Source organism: Lacrimispora xylanolytica (assembly GCF_026723765.1).
GTDB classification, from domain to species: domain Bacteria; phylum Bacillota; class Clostridia; order Lachnospirales; family Lachnospiraceae; genus Lacrimispora; species Lacrimispora xylanolytica.
This window is the reverse complement of record NZ_CP113524.1, coordinates 315,480-332,353: the sequence shown is the minus strand read 5'-3', so window position 1 is coordinate 332,353 and position 16,874 is coordinate 315,480. Positions and strand designations below refer to the sequence as shown.

The following is a 16,874-nucleotide window of genomic DNA, read 5'->3' as shown; positions in this document are numbered from 1 at the left end:
TATTTTTTATTCTTTCTAAAATGTACTAACTATGAACCATATCAACTAACCTTACATTCTCATTACCCAATAAAACTTTATGCCATTTATCGTTTATTTCCACAGCTTTTGATATCATTACTCCATTTCTACTTATATTTTCAAGAAAATAGAAATAAACAATTATTTAAAGTCGTTTTATAGTTGTATACTTTGTACTCTTATTTTTAAATATCTATTCTCCCTAAGCATCTATCAGCTTCTATTTGTAATTGAATTGTTTTGGGTCCCATGTATTTTTGAGCAATTCTTAAAACATCTCTATCGTTACCCAACATTTCAAGCACTGTAACAGAGAAGGTATTTAACAAGTGCGCATCACCACAATTAGAAACCTCTACAAAATAATCAAAGATATACTTTAATAAATTGACATTTTTTTCTTCAACCAATAACTTTAGCACTTTGGGCATAAAGACATCTTCAATTATAACTGTTTCTAAAACTTCACCATTATCTTCAACAGATTTCTCGTATTCATCTTTTGATGAAGAGATAAAATCCAACATAACACCTAAAAACTCTTCTGTTTTCACGTTCATACTCACTGCCCCTTTATTTAATTAAAATTCTTGCATTAATCTCATCTTCTAGGGTCCTTGAACAGTTCCTGCATCTTTCATTGCTTTTTCTTAAGGCCGGCAACTACTACAAAAGGTGCAATTTTATATGTGATTCTTCCCTGATGACCCGTCCCCTCAATAGCCTCTCCTACCTTCCCAGCATTACCCGAACCCTCAGGTGGAGTACTGAGGTATCCGACAAACGGTGAAAATCTTTATTCAATTAAAAAAATTATAGCACGTCTTTGTGCTGTTTTTAAATAGAAAAATTACTATTCTTTTTCTGGCAATGGTTCTCTGTATTCCGTCTTATTTTTCATCATTCCGTACACTATGTTCACCAAACGGCGCATGATGCAGACCAGTGCCTGAGACTTTGTCTTTCCTTCACCGATTTTTCGCATGTAATAGTCATAAAATACCGGATGATTGGGTGCTCCGTTCTTTGGTCTGGACACCATGGTTACCGCCAGGAAATAAAACAGTCCATGTAACTGACGATTCCCTTGTCTGGAGCTTTGTTCCTTGCCTTTTCCGGCAGAACTGAACTTCACAGGGGCCACTCCTGCGAATCTTGCCAGCTTATCTGCATTGGAAAATCTTCGGATATCTCCGATTTCTGCAATCAGTTTGCTGGCAATAGAAGTTCCGATTCCAGGCATACTGGTCAGTTTATAATCAAAACTAAGCAGGATTTTCTCGATTTCTTTATCAAGCCCTGCCAATTCTTCTTTCTGATGTTCCAAGTCTCTTACAAGACTTATTGTTATAAAATCTCTGGATTCCTGATATTCCCGAAAGGTATCTCCATCATTATGAATACAGTCCAAAATCAACTCCGCTTTATCTTTCCTGATTATCGGAGACATTTCTTTGAATTCCATCGTTAGTTCTTCAGCCGTCTTCTCTCGCAAATGGACAGGGGACGGGTAGGTCTTCCAGAAATACATGGCACATTTCCCGTCTATCTCGCTGAAGAACTTACTGTAACTGGGATATGCCATGGATATCTGCTCATGGAGTCCATTCTTAAACCGGATACCGTCTTTCACCAGTAAATCTCTGCGATTCACCAGCTGTGCCAGCGTCCATTCGTTATCTTTTGGTTTTGCATCTGGCAAGGTATGTAACTGGTTAATCAGAACCGTTCCCACGCAATACGCATCATACTCATCATTTTTTCGATACATGGGTGCACTTTTTCTCTGGTCATAAGCCAGGGCAGGATTGATGTCTTTTACGATATATCCATTTTCAATGAGCCAAACAGCTAAGCTTCTACCATAACCGTAAGCATTCTCTAGCCCATAAATGGGATTTAATCCAAGAATACTGGATTTTCTGTTCACCTTTTCTGCCAGCTTTTTAAATTCACTGGGCTTGTTTTCTATCACAACAACCTCTAACTTTTCATTCCAGCAGTTCACCATCACTGCGGTATGGGTTTCCTTATGCAGGTCAATCCCTACATAAAGCAAATTTTCTCTTCTCTGCAATTCTCTCCCTCCTGATCTTGTATCCAACCAATCAGTCCCCGTACCGGCAACCTCAGATGACAGCGTTAACTCTAATAAGTCCGCAAGGGTTCGACAGCCTATCTACAACAAACCAATGGGTGAAAAGACAAGTTATTTCTTTTATTGGTTGTTGATGTTAACTCTGTATCGAATGGATTGCAAGTTATTTCTGGATTTATTTTCAGGAGAAAAAACGGCAGAAAAAAGAACGGAAAGGGAGCTACAGCAAGGGTTATTTTACCCCCTGTACCCCCGGCAGCCCCATTTTACCATAGAACTAATTTCCTGTAAATCCTATGGTTCACCATGAACCATGGGGTGTAGGCAGAGATATCATAGACCAATGACAGCGCAGGTTTGATGTCACATTCTCGGTTAGCGCTGTGTCGCAAAATATCGCCCCTGTGTGACCTTTAAAACCGATGGTGGAAATGTATGCCATTCAAGCCTTACTGAGCCTTGTTGGGCCTATTTGAAAAAATTTGCATTTCCCTTTTTATCTGATAAATGTTCGGATTACCCCTATCTACTGTTCATCTTCCTGTTGCTTTATCAGATAAATGTCGCATATATGCCAGTCTTCGCGATACATTAAGTTGCACATATGCAACCAATTTTAAAATCTGGTGACATAAAATTTCCGTTCATTTCTCGCCCTAAAATAAAGGTGAACCATGGGGTCGAAAATGATGCAGGTTAAAGAGCCGGGGTCAAAGTCCTCCCCGGCTCAGGTTACATCAGCCCGCAATGCGGACTGAAAGGACTTTTTCAGCGGGGTCGGATTCCTGGTTTGGGGTCGTGATCAGGGTTACACTTGTGCGTAAATCCCATTTACACAAAAAAGTTACGGGGTCATGAACGACTCCTTTAAAACCATAGCTAGTAAATCGAGACAATAAGCATTCCGTGAATTTGTTTAATCTATTTGCCCAATTCAACGCATTTGTTTTTAGTAGTTTCTGGTATCGACTTTCTGACACTATTTCGATATCGTATGTTCACAAAGGAGGGAAGCATAATGACCGAGCAGGATCTACTGAATATGTTTATTCAAGAGCGTATCAATATATTGATTGACACATTCCATAAAAACAAGCCTGATAAATCCGAACGGGAAGAGGAACGGATTTTGCAAGCTGAGATTTTCATTGAAAATTTGCCCAGTAAGGAAAAAGAGCTAGTTGAAAATTACATTGACTCTTTCATAAGTTTACTTGCATCAGAAAATATTTTTCTGTATCGACATGGATTCTTGGATGGAGTGAAGCTCATGAAATTTATTTACAAACAATAATATTTATAAAAAACACCTCCAAACTGATTTCTCTAGTCTAAATCAGCTTGGAGGTAAACATAACCACGAGATTCTTTTTTGTCGTAGGTGCAACCTTTATATGATTATTACTTCTTTTACCTTGTTACCTGATATAGTTCTTAGTTCTCCATCAATCATAATGCTTGTATTATAAAACATTGTTTTTTCTAAACCCATAAGATCTTTAAACTGTGTTTCATATAAATAACAATTCTGAAATATCACATTATCAAATACAGAATTATTAAAATTTGTTCTACTTAAATCTGTTTTTTCAAATATTACATTTTTAAATTTTGCATGTCCAATATGGCAATTTTTAAACATCGAATTCTCTATTCTTAAATGCTCAAAGCTTGTTTCATAAAAACTTGTTCTAAATGCATCAATATTCTTAATATCTGACTTTAAGAATCTAGCATAGTCAGCCATTCCTTTTCGAAATATATTATTTTCAAATACACATTCATCAAAAAAGCTGCCACACAAAGAGGCACCACTTAAATAAACCTCTGCAAAATTGCATTTTTTAAAATTCACTTCCAAAAATTTGCTATTATTCAAGTCGTAATTTGTAAAAATAATGTTATCAAGACATATATCTTCATATAAAAGTTCACATGGTTCCTTAGATATACCCGTTGAATAGTCAGTATACCGTTTTAAATTTTCCAATAAATCCATTACTTACCTCCTCACGGCCACAAAATAACTTTATCCAGTAACCCTTGTTTAGTTATCTCATTCAATAATTCAGTTTTGTGTGCTAAACTTAGATTCGAAGTATCAAGCATTACATTTTCATTTTTACTTATTGAATCAAGAATGCTATCCATCGATTTTTGGAGTGTATAACCGCCTTTACTAGGCTTATAATTTGAGTTAAATGATTTAACATCCCAAGCTTGACCATTTTTATCAAAAAATTCAGCTGCCCCCGATGGATCTCTAGTTAATGGACCAGCAACCTTTCCTCTTTCTTCTAAACTCAAACCAACTTTTTGTTCAAGTAGCCCTTGATCTATGTCATATTGTCTTGTAGACCCTGCATGTGCAGGGTCATGAGCCAAAGAATCCAACTCCGCTTTGTTTCTTCCCCCTGTGTAGTTACCTATATCATCATAAAGCTTACCCGAACCCTTTTTAACGCCTTCTTCTAATACCTCACCAACACCTCTATTAGCAGTCAACACATCTTCTGTTTTTGTAATGCTGACTCCACCCTCATCAATTAATGCAGAAACCTCGCTACCTGTCTTGGCCAGTGCCTCCGTTTTCTGGGCTCCTTGAGCAGCTTCTGCACCTTTTATTGCTTTCCCTATTGCTGAAAATGCCGCAAGTGATGCCAATTCAAAAATAATTCTTCCCTTAACTCTTGCTTTCTCCTGGGGAGTGGCTTCAGTGACATAATGTTTTGTATAGTTTGCTGCTTTATCCAATAATGCCGGGATAATAACGGGACTTTTTGTTACCAGATTAAATAAATTTTTTTCAGCTTCATAAGGATCTATAATGATTTCTATTATTGAATTAGCCATTCCAGCTCCGCCATCGATCAATGCTCCACCAGCATTAGCCCCAATCACAGATGCCATATTCGTATTATTTGTTATATTTTGGTATGTAGACATTACATCTGCTTGATTTAGAATACCGCCTCCACGACCTCCGTACATGAAATAATTCATTATGGCAAGCATATTGTTCATTTCTGGGGTTTCCAGTGGTAAAGGCCCATGCTCCTTATAATCACTGCTGTTGGTAAATGCTCCAATTAAGTTTGAAGCTATAGGAACCTGAGCATTATATGCATCATTTCCAGCTTGATTAAATTTGGCTTTTATATCAGCTTTTAACAGCTCATACGGAATTTTAAGATTAAGGCTTTTGTATTCCGGCGGAGTCATTACTCTTAACACCTTAAGAAAACCTGGCATCGCTCCCATGCTTAAATTCGCATTGAAAGCGATACGAAAAGCATCACTCTTCACCGCTCCTCGTATGATATCCTCTAATTTACTTGCTTCATTTCCTTTATACTCCTCCAAAAGCTTAACATTTTCTTCCTGGGGAGCTGGGCTATTGCTTGATGTACTAAGCTGTTTCGCTTGATTATTGCTGCTTGATTGAGGTGTAGACGCCACTTCTTTTTTAGCAGGTGCCACTGTCTTGGGAAGTGCCAATGCTTTTTGTACCTGGCTGAAGCCAGACTTAACTGCAGGCGAATTAACCACAGGAAGTAATTTGGCTGCTGCTTTGCCCAGGGTGGAATTTTGAAGATTTTTTATTTGAGGCTGAAACGCTTTTTTGGCAGACTCTAAAACTGGTTTTACACACTTTGATATTACGTTCTTAGTAACTTTTAACAGATTATTTAGCATGCAGACGTACCTCCTATATTTTACACCTCCAGAAGAATCTGTTCAAGTTGATCTCTGCTAAGATTAGCTTCTGATATCTGTTTCTTTGTAAAACGGCTATCATATAAGGCAGCCTCATTAAAATTACAACCTTCCATGATTGCATTACGAAAATCAGCCCCCATAAATACTCCTCTAAAAAAGCTGGCTCCCCGTAAATCACAATCTCTAAAGCTGCTTCCGGTATACCCCTCCTGCTGCCATGGTTCTAGCTCACTTTTTCCATGATAACTGAGGCCGTAGGAGAAGTTAGCATTCTTTAGATCCGCTCCGGTAAAATCTGTATTATGTAACATGCAGCCTGAAAGGGAAGCTCCTTCCATGTTGCAGTATCGGAACCGGGACCCAATCAGACGGCTAAAGTTAAAGTTGGTATTTTTAAGTAAACCACGCCGAAAATCAGAATAGTGAAAATTATGGCAGTAAAGCAATGTATTGCTTAAATTCATATCTTTATAATCTTCAAACAAATAAGAATCTTCCTGATTATCAGTAAGCATTTTTCTTATTTCGTCCAGATTCCTACCTTGCTGTTCCTGATAAACCAGATCTCCAGGCTCCATGTATTCTCCTGTTCTAATCTGAAAGCCTTCTTCCTTAGGCATACTTAAAAAATTCTCTGTTTCTGTTGCCTCTCCAATGGAGTAAAGTATAAGTTCTCTTAAATACCGGTAAAAATATGGGACCATTTCCTGCATCAACCAATCAACCTCTGGCATTGTTACACGCCCTACGTATTGTTTTGCCCTTTGACAAAGTTTGTCCCAGAGCTTTCCATAGAGGAAGAACAGCCTGCCCAGTTGAAGCTCACCTACCCATATTCCACCATGTAAATACCAGCCACGATCGTAAAAGATAATAGGACAACGATATACACCCTGAACCAAATCCGTTCTTAATAAATGAATCATTATATATCCTGGAATCATTTCTGGTGCGGCTTTTTTGTAAGCTTCACAAGCCTTTGAAAATTCTCTGACAAAATGAATACGAAACTCATCCTTCATATCCTGAAACATAGCTTCTGTCTCTAACTGTATATCCGATAAACACGGTTCTATATCTTTTTCCCTAAAACGCTCTAATGATTTTTTCTCCATAATAGTTCCATCATACCCATGAGAAAGGTTTTCTTCTTATTGATTTAGGCATTGTAGCCAAGATTCTTTCTCTCTTTAATGTCATTTTTTATTTCTATGAATTTATCTTTAGATATTTCTATGTAGCTCCCGCATCTGGGACATTCTACGCAATAGGTTACACGATAAGGAATCATCGGAATGAAATACAAAGTGAACCAGGTTGTGTTTTTACTTAACTTCCACATGGAAGTGGTATTACAGTATCCGCAGTCCTTTTCCATTACGTCACCATTTCTATTTTTTGTTACTTTACCAAATCCCCAGATAATCATTCTAATCTCACTTTCTGTATTTATTAGTAATCTAATACGATTGCTAAGGGTCTCTTAAGCATCTGTTTCCTTTAAGGTCTCCAGTATCTGCATCATAATCTGCTGCCATTGCTTCTTTTCCTTGATGCTGCAATCAAAAGATCCAATGACCAATCCATCTCTGACCGCACGCAAAAACAACAGGTGATAGCAGTCTCCGTCAATCAAAGGAATATCCATAGAAAAGGTGCTAACAAGATTCTCTCCGTCTCCTATGGTTTTCTTCTCTTCAATGGCAGAGGCAGGGTATAAGCGTTTCATTTCCCTTGATAATACATCTCTTACTTCCGTAACTTCTTTCGGTTTTATCTCCCCCTTCTCCAAGGTGAAGGTAATGGAAATATCTCCGCTTTCATTGCTGTAGACCCACTCCGGTCCTTCCGGGCCTGGATATTTAACTGCTTTTAACTCCTCATTCATTTCCTCAAATCGGGTGGGTAGCAGCATGGTTAGACGCCCATCAAGGATTGTCCTCTCTTCCAGCTCAAGAGTCTCATATTTAACCACAACATATCCATTTGAAATATCATTTTCTATTTGATAAAGAGCTTCCTTTAAAGCTTCCTGGGATGCTGCCTGTTCCAACTTTCTTTTATTCCTTATAATCTCTTCTGCATAGATTTCGCTCATTTCTTTCTCCTCGCCAAACTTTATCCTTTGATCTGAAGCAAATCATCAATTACAATGCAGTTTCTGTCTGTAATAAGCGCAATACGTTCTTTGCTACTAATATTGATACTATCTCCCTCGCACAGAAAGGTTTCTCCAGCTTGTATCTTAATTCCCTTGGAACTCTTCACTTTAATTCCCTGTCGATCTGACATTTGAATTGAGATTTTCTTTCCTGAAGCTCGAAACGTAAGGGATTTTGGAGTTACCTCAAAGCCTTTTCCCCTTTTTGTGACAAAGCACTTATTGTCAGACTTACGTGTTTTGGAATTTTTCTTTCCATCGGTGCGATAGATATCTGCAGCATAAGCCTTGGTTTCATCTGTTCCAGGAATGCTCAGCCTTACCTTGCTTCCCACCTCAGGCATACAAAACCAGTCATTTTTGTGCCATGGATACCAGTGGAGCTTCTCCCCTTGAGCGTTTTTATCAACATCAAGTTTAATTCTTACCCGGTCTGCCTCTACAGCTTTTAGGGTACCTGCTAAAGAGGCACCTCTCATTTTTTCCTGATACAGCTTATTTCGTTTTATTCCCTTACTAAGTTTGAGAATGCATTTCCTTTTCCATAGACCACCGTGGTAATTATCATATATCTCAGTCACCAGAAATTCTTTTCCCTCATACGTAATGCTGCTGCCAAGACGCATATCCCATTCTCCATCTATGGCAATGGACAAAAAATCATGCTCCATTAAGGAAGAGATGCCATTGCGAAACTCTATATACTCTGCAATTCGTTTCTTAAGCACACGATTTGAGCCGCCTGAATATGTATCTTTTTGTCCTCCAAAGCCAATAAGTATCTGGAGCTTTTCACCTGCGGTACCTGGGTATATCGGCGCTCCAAGGTATGAGGTGGCACGTAACAGGAACTCCCAGTCTGTCTCTTCATATTGAATCAGAGGAATATCCAGAATTGATTGATTTGAAGCATAATCGAGAATATCACCCCCATGTTCCCGTACCATATCCCGAAACAGAGCTTTATAGGTCTTCTCTTTCCTTTGAAAGCTCCTGGTCTTTTTTTCATAATCCATTAATATGGATCTGGTGGAAAGAGTCATGGAAACATAGGCCTGTCCATCGTATTTGACTTTTATATCAACTGGTATACCTGAGAAAACAAGTATATCCGCTTGTCCATTCTCATAAGTAATTGAGAAGTTATCATTCCAGCTTATATTTCTAAATGCTTCTATATCCTCATCTCGTATCGTTCCCTCAATCCTTGCAATGGAATGGCTGTTTATCCTTTGATTGATTTCCAGCAATGAGATTCCTTTAAGCGCTACAGGCATCTCCAGGCTTAATGTATCATGAATGATTGTTTTCAAATGCTTTGTCCTCCTTCCAGACAATAGATACCGGCATAAAGCGGATTCCATACAGCTGCCGCCTTAATATATTTTCTGCAAGCTCCAGGGAAACAATGAGATAATGAGCTTTTTCATTTACGACACAAACTATGTATTGCTGTTCATTCGTTCCATTTAAGAAGAATCTGGGGGATTCATGGATACGTCCCTCCAAATAGATACACTCCTCCACCGGAAGATTAATATTCCAGCATACTAATTGAGAACGATACTTCTTATCTGTCAGAAAAAAAGGTACCACTTGAAGCGCTGAAGAATAGACTTCCAATATTTCTTTTAAGCGGTCCGTCACACAAAAATAAGTGTCAAACAGAGACCTTCCGCTAAAAAAATCGGGGCACCTGTCATTTTCATCAAATTCACTGAAGGTGACAAAAGGCTCCTTTTTTCGGAATTCAGGCTGGGAGTAATCCAGATTTTTGTGAAACGTAATTCTCTCATCCGTCTGCATGATAAAATAATTCATGGCTGTCTCCTATTTAATTGATTCTTACATCCGGTCCGGCAATATCTATCTTGGTATCCATTTTTATATGACTCTTTTTACAGTGCAGCCGGATATGGTCAGAAGCGTAAAATTCTATGGCTTCATTCGCATTAATACTGATTCCTTTCCCGCTGCTCAAAGTAATACCCTCTTCACTTTCTATGGATATTCCATTTCCCTCATTCAGGGTAATAGACGTTCCGTCACTGCATGTAATAATGACCGCCCTCTTTGTAAATCGGATTTCTTTTCCGTGAATGGTTCGAAAGTATTTGATGGCAGGATCACTGGTTGAAGCATCTCTATTTTCTCCGCTTCTTGAAGAATTCTCTGCGACTGCATTCTCTTCTTTCTTATCTGGAAAATAAATAAAGACCTGATCTCCTGGCTCTGGCATACAATACCAGCCGCCTTCTGCTCCTGCAGTATACATGGTTTGATACGGAAATTCCCAAACTGGTTTATTTCCACTCCTTTTCTCATCAATGGCCAGCTTCACCAGGACTTTATCCTTTACTGATTTTATTACTTTTGCCTCAAGGGAGACGCCTGTCAGCTTATCTGCATAGAGAAAAGGTTTTTTAAGACCGTTTTGCGTATCCAGCCAATAATGAAACACCACTTCCCCCTGAACCTTTTCCGCCTCCATTTTTCTGATAAAAAGATCTTTTCCCTGGAACTTTACACAGGAGCCAGTTTTATAAAATTGTCCTGAGCTAACCTTAAAGCTAATGGCATCTGTTTCCGTCTGCAAATCACAGTTGACTGCTTGTAATCTTTTATAATTACCCAGATTTTTTTCTATTTTATAGGAATAACTGGTTATTTCCTCAACGGCTGCTTCCTTTTTAAGGCCGAAATATATCTTTGGTTCTCCAAATCTGGAATCCGGTAATATTCCAGCATGAAAATGGGAAGCAAGTCGTTTCAAAAACTCCCAATCCGTTTCTTCATATTGGACCAATAGAGTTCCAATGTGCTTTCCTCCTGAAATAGAATCCATAATATCTCCGCCAGAATATGCTTTTGATATCTGACTTAATATTTCCTGGTAGGTCCCTTGCTTATCCTGGTAAGAGCCTGACTTTTTATCCAAATCCATTAAATAGGTGGCTGAGATCAGGTTGATTTCCGCTTTGTACAAATCACCATCAAGATACACCGAAATATCTTCTGCTATCCCTGTAAAAAGTGTGGTTCCGTCCTCCAAAAAGACCCTGATTTTATCGTCATTCCTGTTTTCAAGCACCAGTTTGTCCTGGCTTCCATCTGCAATAATTCCTTTTATCATGCAATGACCATGCTCATTTATTTCTTCCGACAAAAAGAATTCGGTTATTTCCTGAATCATCTCCAAATCAATCTTAATCTGTCTATAGGTGTCTTTTTTCAAAGATTCATCCTCCTTAGCATTTTATGGTTTACCATCAATCCGGATTATGCCACCCCTGGCACACGATAAGATACTGGTAGTAAAGAGCACCGGTTCTCCATTAATCGTATATTTCTTATCATCAATCAACCATGGCGTGAGAATCACTGGGGAGCAAGGCTTTTGGGGGTCAGTCTTTCTGCAAGTACCAAAGGGAGAAATATGAACACCGGCTTCGCAGTCCATAACCGTAGCCTGATTCCTTCCGCTGATACATACACCGTGGCTGACAGGAACGCTAATGAAGCTCTGACCACTTCCCATGGTACAGGTTAAACAAAATCCATCATAGACCTGAATTCGTTCAGACATATTTAAATACCTCTCCGTTAATTGTTTGTTGTAACTTTGGTTACATTTTTAATTGCAAAAATGCATAATTCCTTTAGTATAAAATAGAATTAATCAAAAAAATTTATCACGTATAAATTAACCTCGTTAATGTAAAAATTGGTATGCATATTGGTTTTTTGTTGATTTTTATTTCTTTATACCTTAGTTCTTACTTTTTAGTTTGCTACCCAATTCTCATTTTTCGTAACAAAAAAGTCCATGTACTTATATGGAACTGCCCCCATAAGTTAAACTTAATTACACTTATGAGTGGTCAGTGCATATTTTTATAAGTACATGAACTTTGTAACAAACCTGTTTTAATAATTATTTCAAAGGTCATCTTCACTACTAATAATCAAATGTAAGAACCACCTTCCGTATGGAAGGATCATGGCTATCCACGAAATCAAACGCCTCCTGTGCTTTTGTTAGAGGGAAGGTGTGGGAGACAGAACCAGTTAGATCCAATCTTCCCTCCCGAATCAGTTCAATGGCCTTACCAAACATCTTATTTTGAAGTCTTGATCCTCTCACGTCCAGCTCTCTTGAGGTTATGACAAACTGATTCACCTCTGTGGGAGAAGTGGAAAATCCCATGGTAATGACCCTTCCTGCATTACCGGTCGCTTGTAAAAGCTGGCTTAAGGAATCCTTATTGCAGACCGCATCCATGGATACGGTGGCTCCGTGTCCCATGGTATACTCTTTTACCTTTGTGACCAGGTCTTCTTCTCTTGTGTGAATGGTATGAGCCGCTCCATGTTTTCTTGCCTCCTCCAATTTGTCTTCCTGGATATCTGCCACAATGATATGTTCGCAGGTTAAGCGTGCCGTTTTTAAAATAGAGCTTCCCAGGGCTCCGGAACCGTAAATTAAGAGCATATCATCTTTATTTAACTCGGCTCTGGTACAGGCCTGGATTCCTATGGTAGTAGGCTCAATCATAACTGCATCCTCATTAGAAATGGTATCAGGAAGAACATAGCAGTCCGCCTCCGGCACAGCCATATATTCCCGGTAGCCCCCGTCGATGTGAACGCCTCGTACCGCAAGATGATCGCATACATTTCCGCGTCCCATACGACACGGATAGCAGTGTCCGCAGCTGGTTACCTGATTGATGATGACCCGGTCATCTACTTTTAAGCTGGATACCAGAGGACCCGTCTCTACCACTCTTCCTACCATTTCATGTCCGATGATTCTGGGGTAAGTGGCGGCTGCATTGGTACCATGATAAATTCCCACATCAGATCCGCAGATTCCTGCTGCCGTCATCTGGATTAATACCTCACCCGGGCCGGAGAGTGTTGGCATTTCTGTGTCAATGACTTTAAGCTGGCCGGGCTTTACGATTTGTACGGCTTTCATATTCATTCTCTCCTTTTTATGAATCCTGATATATTATGTTAACGAATTTCCAGGTATTGAGACAAAACCTCATCCATCTCGTCGGCTCGTTCCTTCGTTAGAATCACGAAAGGCTTCCTCACCTCTCCCACAGGAATCCCCTGGGAGGAGAGAATGTATTTTAAATTGGCGCAGAGGCCGTTTTTTAACAGCACATCAAGGATGTTGTTGCATTTTGTCTGGAGCATTCTGGCCTCCTCAAGCTTTCCTTCCTCAAACAACCGTAGAAGGTACTTAAACTGGGGAAGCATGAAGTTAAAGCTGCTGCCGATAAAGCCTTCACAGCCAAAGGCCAGAAATGCCACCATACAGCTCTCGAATCCACCGAAACACCTGATTTCAGGATTGATGTTGCGAATCCGGTCCATTTCCAGCAGGTTTAAATTGGTATGCTTGATTGCATTTATGGCACCAGATCTTAAAAGTGCCTGCACTTCCGGGTGCTTTACATCCAGATCCTTATGGGTGCTGGAGGGAATGTTATAATAAAGGACCGGACGGCCTGCCGCCTCTGCAATATCATGATAATAGCCTGCGATTTCCTTTTCCGAAAATCCAAAATAAATGGGTGGCGTGGCTGCGATGTTTTCAATTCCTGCTTTAACTGCCTCTTTGGCATAAAAGACAGCCTCTTGGGTACTGATGGCGCCTACGTGAGCGAACATATCTCCTCTGTCCCGGTACTGGGATGCCAGTTCAAAGGAACGCACCCGTTCGTCTCTGGTCAGTAAAAAACATTCCCCGGAGCTCCCTCCGATAAAAAATCCATCTGCTCCTTCTGAAAGATTTCTTTCCCAGAGCATCTTTAAAGCTGCTTCATTAAGTTTCCCTTCCTGGTCAAAAGGCGTTACGGAAGCAACGTATAATTTTTTCATGATGAATCATCCCCCTTATCATCAAATCACCCCTGGCTTCTCTCCTCCATGGCATGAATCATCTCCACCACGAATTCGTGGGTTGGAACGGGTATGCCAAGCCTTCTTGCAACCCTTACCACAGACCCGCTGATGTGATCCGCCTCTGTTTTTCTTCCATTTTGAAGATCGGAACGAATGGAGGTGCGACCGTTTGGAGACATCTGGGAGGTCTTTCTTACCTTCTCTATGATTTCGTCCTCATCTGCGGTAAGACCCAGCCCCCTTGCCACTGCGGCGGCCTCTCGTATCAGCTGCTTTGTCATGGAAAATGCGTGGTCATTGGAACTAATATACCCCATATCAACCTGTAAAATGGCTGTAACCGCACTTAAGGACACATTGGTAAAGAGCTTATCCCAGATTAACTGCTGTATGTTCTCATGGATTCTCACATGGAAACCACAGCTTTCAAACGCCTCCTTAAGCCTTGGAAGGAATCCTACCTTATCCTCAGTCAGCATTCCTATGTTTGTATTTCCCACACCGCCTCTTTTCACACAGCCCGTACTTAATACGGCGCCGTTGTCTTCTGTGGTTCCTATAATGATGTGGTCTTTTGAGACGAATTCTTCTAAGATATCCTCATGACCGGAACCATTTTGGAGGGTCATAACATAAGTATCCGGGCCAATGAGCCCCTTATTAGAGCTTAATGCAGCCTTTGAATAAAGGGATTTTACAAATAAGAGAACCAGATCCATGGTCCCTAAGTCTTCCTGGGGTAAGGCGGCTCTGGGACAGTAAATATGTTCTGTTCCATCTTCCTCTAAGCGGATTCCCTGCTGCTTAATATGTTCCACGACGGAGGAAGAGGTATCCACCATATATACTTCATGATGAAGGGATAAGTGGCAGCCATAGATGGAACCCATGGCTCCCGCTCCGATTACTGCTATTTTCATAAGCTCTCCTTCTGCTAATTGGAAAATTCTGCAATGCCCTCAATGGCGTAAGCGCGGATGGGGCAGGAATCAAGCCCTTTGATGGGAAGAGGTGTATAGGACATAAAGAAGGTATCTGTTTTCAGTTCTTCTAAATTCTTAAGCACCTCAAGGAATACAACATTTACCTCCATCAGCACATCATGAAAGGCGGATACGTCTGTATTGTTGCTTTCAATGGAAACGCCGTCTCCAAAGCCTACACATTTTACTTTCTTTTCTTTCAGCCATTCTGCGGTTTCTTTGCAGATAAACAGTCTCTTATCTCCCGGAGTATTGGAAACTGGGGTAAATGGAGGCAGCTTATACTGGGAATCCAGGATAACGATGTCTCCTTCTTTGATCCGGTCGCCGCAGGCCTTATTAAGGTCCTCTCCCTTGATTTTCTCATTGGGAGCCATGTGTGTGATGTCCACGTAAATGGCACGGCCCATAAAGGTAGTAATGGGAAGCCCCTGAACATCGGTCCAGTTGTCGTTATGATGATAAGGACATTCCACATGAGTTCCCAAGTGGCTGGTGAGATCCATAATGGTGTGGAAATCCGGAATGGGACCGCCTGTGTTAAAGCGGAAGAGATGGCACCTTCTTGATTCTGTCGCCGGATCCAGCTCTTTTGTTAAATCAATGACTCTTAATCCATTTCCCAACTGAAATACGCTCATTTTAATTCCTCCTGTTTTTTTATTTTCTGTTTTTATGTAATTTCATTCCTATTGGTATACCGGTATACCGGTTAATGGGTAATGATTGACTTACCTTTTTTTCTGGGGTATGATATTTCCCATAAGACTGGGCCAAATGGCACGGCCTTCCTAAAAAAACATGTCAGGAGAGTCTCATGATCGAAACAGGTTCCCTTCAATCCCAGGCTTACAAAACCATGAAAGAACTGATTTTATCAAAGTCCCTTGACTCCGGGGTTCTCTATTCGGAGACAAGGCTTGCAAAGGAGCTTGGCATTTCCAGAACGCCCCTTCGGGAGGCCCTTCAGTGCCTTTCCCAGGATGGCTATATCACCATCATGCCCAGCAGAGGCTTTCAGATAAGAACCCTAAATAAGAAAACCATGGCAGAATCCATTGAGGCACGGTGTGCCATCGAAGGCTTTTGCGTCCACTTATTTGCATCCTGTGAGGATGAAGTTCGTAAACAAGAGCTTTTAGAGGATTTAAAAGAATCCTTAAGCCGTCAAAAGGCTGCACTCACCTCCAAAAATTTTCCGGAGTCCTTCACCGAAGAAGACCATAAGTTTCACATGACCTTCGTCCACTTTGCAGAAAACAGTGAGTTCAACCAACTATTTCAAAGGCTTCTCTATATGATTCATTTAACCACATCTGGCGCTTTAACCATCACGGGACGGGCCCAGACCACTTACGAAGAACACCTTAAATTCTATCAGCTCTTAAAAAAGGGGGATGCAGACCAGGCCTATCAGGCACTGATCGCTCACTTAATGATGCCCCTTAAGATGGATCTGATATGATTTCCCGTCCGGCCTCCATATAGGAGCCGGACTTACTTTTTATAAAGCAACTTTGATGACTACCTTTTTTACCTTACCTGGTTCTCCAGCGATCAGCCGTGGTTTATGTGCATCCTCTGGTGCTACAACAATCATATCTCCTTCTTCCAAGAGGACATTTCCTCCAAATAAAGGTTCCTCATAAAAGATCAGATCCTTTTCTTCGATCCGCTCTTTCACCGTAAGCCCTTCCCGGCCGCGAACCCCAAACAGTTCTCTTCCAGAGACCACATACTGAATATCAAAATACTTCTCATGGGTTTCATAAAAGCACTGGTCGGCTGGCAATGTGGTATATTCCTGTACGTTTGCAATTACGTCCTCTCCTGAGATGGGATAGCTTCCTTCCGGCAGGGATAAAATATCCGTCTCTTTCAGCCACTGGTATCCTTTACGGAACTTTTCTTCCAGATAATCATACTTTTCTGCAATTCCTATATTTGAATAAAACATTGACGTTCTCCAATC

The 16,874-nt window shown here is 40.4% G+C and carries 18 protein-coding genes; 2 read left to right on the top strand and 16 right to left on the bottom strand.

Translation table 11 applies throughout. From position 1 onward, the window contains the following. Positions 1-206: 206 nt before the first annotated feature. Positions 207-581, bottom strand: coding sequence for a DUF7674 family protein (locus OW255_RS01620; protein WP_024837642.1), 375 nt, complete (start codon positions 579-581; stop codon positions 207-209). 293 nt (positions 582-874) lie between these two features. Further along, the gene (locus OW255_RS01615) at positions 875-2,098 is read right to left on the bottom strand and encodes an IS110 family RNA-guided transposase (RefSeq protein ID WP_024837650.1); all 1,224 of its coding nucleotides are present in this window, start codon (positions 2,096-2,098) and stop codon (positions 875-877) included. Positions 2,099-3,137: 1,039 nt separating this feature from the next. Between OW255_RS01615 and OW255_RS01610 the strand changes: the two genes are divergently transcribed. After that, on the top strand, positions 3,138-3,413 hold the full coding sequence (locus OW255_RS01610) for a hypothetical protein (RefSeq protein WP_024837651.1): 276 nt from the start codon (positions 3,138-3,140) through the stop codon (positions 3,411-3,413). Positions 3,414-3,509: 96 nt separating this feature from the next. Here OW255_RS01610 and OW255_RS01605 read toward each other — a convergent pair whose 3' ends face one another. The 13 genes from OW255_RS01605 to OW255_RS01545 form a co-directional block, all read right to left on the bottom strand. Next, entirely contained in the window at positions 3,510-4,118 is a 609-nt protein-coding gene (locus OW255_RS01605; protein WP_024837652.1) for a pentapeptide repeat-containing protein, read from the bottom strand. An 11-nt stretch (positions 4,119-4,129) separates the two neighbouring features. Further along, positions 4,130-5,815 (bottom strand): hypothetical protein, encoded by a 1,686-nt coding sequence (locus tag OW255_RS01600; protein WP_268115416.1) that lies wholly within the window; start codon positions 5,813-5,815, stop codon positions 4,130-4,132. Between the two features lie 20 nt (positions 5,816-5,835). Then, entirely contained in the window at positions 5,836-6,954 is a 1,119-nt protein-coding gene (locus tag OW255_RS01595) for a pentapeptide repeat-containing protein (protein ID WP_035317709.1), read from the bottom strand. A 44-nt stretch (positions 6,955-6,998) separates the two neighbouring features. Further along, the gene (locus OW255_RS01590) at positions 6,999-7,268 is read right to left on the bottom strand and encodes a zinc-ribbon domain-containing protein (protein WP_268115415.1); all 270 of its coding nucleotides are present in this window, start codon (positions 7,266-7,268) and stop codon (positions 6,999-7,001) included. A gap of 54 nt (positions 7,269-7,322) precedes the next feature. Then, positions 7,323-7,937, bottom strand: coding sequence for a hypothetical protein (locus OW255_RS01585; protein WP_024837656.1), 615 nt, complete (start codon positions 7,935-7,937; stop codon positions 7,323-7,325). A gap of 20 nt (positions 7,938-7,957) precedes the next feature. After that, a complete protein-coding gene (locus tag OW255_RS01580; RefSeq protein WP_024837657.1) occupies positions 7,958-9,313 on the bottom strand; it encodes a hypothetical protein in 1,356 nt (451 codons plus the stop codon). Continuing rightward, positions 9,294-9,821 (bottom strand): hypothetical protein, encoded by a 528-nt coding sequence (locus OW255_RS01575; RefSeq protein WP_024837658.1) that lies wholly within the window; start codon positions 9,819-9,821, stop codon positions 9,294-9,296. Before OW255_RS01575 ends, OW255_RS01580 begins: the two co-directional genes overlap by 20 nt. Positions 9,822-9,834: 13 nt before the next feature. Next, positions 9,835-11,235, bottom strand: a complete 1,401-nt coding sequence (locus OW255_RS01570) for a contractile injection system protein, VgrG/Pvc8 family (RefSeq protein ID WP_268115414.1) — start codon at positions 11,233-11,235, stop codon at positions 9,835-9,837. Between the two features lie 21 nt (positions 11,236-11,256). Next, on the bottom strand, positions 11,257-11,586 hold the full coding sequence (locus OW255_RS01565) for a DUF4280 domain-containing protein (protein ID WP_268115413.1): 330 nt from the start codon (positions 11,584-11,586) through the stop codon (positions 11,257-11,259). Positions 11,587-11,958: 372 nt separating this feature from the next. Beyond that, on the bottom strand, positions 11,959-12,981 hold the full coding sequence (locus OW255_RS01560; protein ID WP_268115412.1) for a zinc-binding alcohol dehydrogenase family protein: 1,023 nt from the start codon (positions 12,979-12,981) through the stop codon (positions 11,959-11,961). Positions 12,982-13,019: 38 nt separating this feature from the next. Beyond that, positions 13,020-13,895 (bottom strand): dihydrodipicolinate synthase family protein, encoded by an 876-nt coding sequence (locus tag OW255_RS01555; protein ID WP_268115411.1) that lies wholly within the window; start codon positions 13,893-13,895, stop codon positions 13,020-13,022. A 26-nt stretch (positions 13,896-13,921) separates the two neighbouring features. Continuing rightward, positions 13,922-14,839 (bottom strand): ketopantoate reductase family protein, encoded by a 918-nt coding sequence (locus OW255_RS01550; RefSeq protein WP_268115410.1) that lies wholly within the window; start codon positions 14,837-14,839, stop codon positions 13,922-13,924. 14 nt (positions 14,840-14,853) lie between these two features. Then, positions 14,854-15,543: a cyclase family protein gene (locus OW255_RS01545; protein ID WP_268115409.1), complete on the bottom strand. Its 690-nt coding sequence runs from the start codon at positions 15,541-15,543 to the stop codon at positions 14,854-14,856. A gap of 176 nt (positions 15,544-15,719) precedes the next feature. Here OW255_RS01545 and OW255_RS01540 point away from each other — a divergent pair, with 176 nt between their 5' ends. Further along, positions 15,720-16,367, top strand: coding sequence for a GntR family transcriptional regulator (locus tag OW255_RS01540; protein WP_268115408.1), 648 nt, complete (start codon positions 15,720-15,722; stop codon positions 16,365-16,367). Positions 16,368-16,406: 39 nt separating this feature from the next. On the opposite strand, the gene OW255_RS01535 is transcribed toward OW255_RS01540, so the two are convergent. After that, a complete protein-coding gene (locus OW255_RS01535) occupies positions 16,407-16,859 on the bottom strand; it encodes a NanQ anomerase/TabA/YiaL family protein (RefSeq protein WP_268115407.1) in 453 nt (150 codons plus the stop codon). Positions 16,860-16,874: the final 15 nt, after the last annotated feature.